Origin of the sequence: Streptomyces sp. NPDC007872 (genome assembly GCF_042868165.1) — a bacterium.
Lineage (GTDB): Bacteria > Actinomycetota > Actinomycetes > Streptomycetales > Streptomycetaceae > Streptomyces.
This window is the reverse complement of record NZ_JBIAEA010000019.1, coordinates 2,501-4,977: the sequence shown is the minus strand read 5'-3', so window position 1 is coordinate 4,977 and position 2,477 is coordinate 2,501. Positions and strand designations below refer to the sequence as shown.

The following is a 2,477-nucleotide window of genomic DNA, read 5'->3' as shown; positions in this document are numbered from 1 at the left end:
GTTCGTTGCTTCAGAACTAACACAGTGGACGCGAGCAACTGAGGACAAGCCCTCGGCCTATTAGTACCGGTCAGCTCCACCCCTTACGGGGCTTCCACATCCGGCCTATCAACCCAGTCGTCTACTGGGAGCCTTACCCTCTCAAGGAGGTGGGAATACTCATCTCGAAGCAGGCTTCCCGCTTAGATGCTTTCAGCGGTTATCCCTCCCGAACGTAGCCAACCAGCCATGCCCTTGGCAGGACAACTGGCACACCAGAGGTTCGTCCGTCCCGGTCCTCTCGTACTAGGGACAGCCCTTCTCAATATTCCTACGCGCACAGCGGATAGGGACCGAACTGTCTCACGACGTTCTAAACCCAGCTCGCGTACCGCTTTAATGGGCGAACAGCCCAACCCTTGGGACCGACTCCAGCCCCAGGATGCGACGAGCCGACATCGAGGTGCCAAACCATCCCGTCGATATGGACTCTTGGGGAAGATCAGCCTGTTATCCCCGGGGTACCTTTTATCCGTTGAGCGACGGCGCTTCCACAAGCCACCGCCGGATCACTAGTCCCGACTTTCGTCCCTGCTCGACCCGTCGGTCTCACAGTCAAGCTCCCTTGTGCACTTACACTCAACACCTGATTGCCAACCAGGCTGAGGGAACCTTTGGGCGCCTCCGTTACCCTTTGGGAGGCAACCGCCCCAGTTAAACTACCCATCAGACACTGTCCCTGATCCGGATCACGGACCGAGGTTAGACATCCAGCACGACCAGAGTGGTATTTCAACGGCGACTCCACAACCACTGGCGTGGCTGCTTCACAGTCTCCCACCTATCCTACACAAGCCGAACCGAACACCAATATCAAACTGTAGTAAAGGTCCCGGGGTCTTTCCGTCCTGCTGCGCGAAACGAGCATCTTTACTCGTAGTGCAATTTCACCGGGCCTATGGTTGAGACAGTCGAGAAGTCGTTACGCCATTCGTGCAGGTCGGAACTTACCCGACAAGGAATTTCGCTACCTTAGGATGGTTATAGTTACCACCGCCGTTTACTGGCGCTTAAGTTCTCAGCTTCGCCCTGTCGAAACAGAGCTAACCGGTCCCCTTAACGTTCCAGCACCGGGCAGGCGTCAGTCCGTATACATCGCCTTACGGCTTCGCACGGACCTGTGTTTTTAGTAAACAGTCGCTTCTCGCTGGTCTCTGCGGCCACCCCCAGCTCAGGAGGAAAACTCCATCACCAGGCGTGGCCCCCCTTCTCCCGAAGTTACGGGGGCATTTTGCCGAGTTCCTTAACCATAGTTCACCCGAACGCCTCGGTATTCTCTACCTGACCACCTGAGTCGGTTTAGGGTACGGGCCGCCATGAAACTCGCTAGAGGCTTTTCTCGACAGCATAGGATCATCCACTTCACCACAATCGGCTCGGCATCAGGTCTCAGACTACGTGTCACGCGGATTTGCCTACGTGACGTCCTACACCCTTACCCCGGGACAACCACCGCCCGGGCTGGACTACCTTCCTGCGTCACCCCATCGCTTACCTACTACAAGTCTGGTTCGTCGGCTCCACCACTCCCCTTTGCCCGAAGGCTCCGGGGCGGCTTCACGGACTTAGCATCGCCTGATTCGATATTGGGCGTTTCAAAGCGGGTACCGGAATATCAACCGGTTGTCCATCGACTACGCCTGTCGGCCTCGCCTTAGGTCCCGACTTACCCTGGGCAGATCAGCTTGACCCAGGAACCCTTAGTCAATCGGCGCACACGTTTCTCACGTGTGTATCGCTACTCATGCCTGCATTCTCACTCGTGAACCGTCCACAACTCGCTTCCGCGGCTGCTTCACCCGGCACACGACGCTCCCCTACCCATCACAGCCTCCGTTGGGAGTATGTGCTGCAATGACACGACTTCGGCGGTACGCTTGAGCCCCGCTACATTGTCGGCGCGGAATCACTTGACCAGTGAGCTATTACGCACTCTTTCAAGGGTGGCTGCTTCTAAGCCAACCTCCTGGTTGTCTCTGCGACTCCACATCCTTTCCCACTTAGCGTACGCTTAGGGGCCTTAGTCGATGCTCTGGGCTGTTTCCCTCTCGACCATGGAGCTTATCCCCCACAGTCTCACTGCCGTGCTCTCACTTACCGGCATTCGGAGTTTGGCTAAGGTCAGTAACCCGGTAGGGCCCATCGCCTATCCAGTGCTCTACCTCCGGCAAGAAACACACGACGCTGCACCTAAATGCATTTCGGGGAGAACCAGCTATCACGGAGTTTGATTGGCCTTTCACCCCTAACCACAGGTCATCCCCCAGGTTTTCAACCCTGGTGGGTTCGGTCCTCCACGAAGTCTTACCTCCGCTTCAACCTGCCCATGGCTAGATCACTCCGCTTCGGGTCTTGAGCGTGCTACTAAAGCGCCCTGTTCGGACTCGCTTTCGCTACGGCTTCCCCACACGGGTTAACCTCGCAACACACCGCAAACT

At 56.8% G+C, this 2,477-nt stretch carries 1 rRNA gene (cut by a window edge); it reads right to left on the bottom strand.

What is annotated here, in order from left to right:
• Positions 1 to 40: 40 nt before the first annotated feature.
• Positions 41 to 2,477: ribosomal RNA gene (locus ACFYNX_RS33430) — 23S ribosomal RNA — on the bottom strand; it runs 685 nt beyond the window's last position.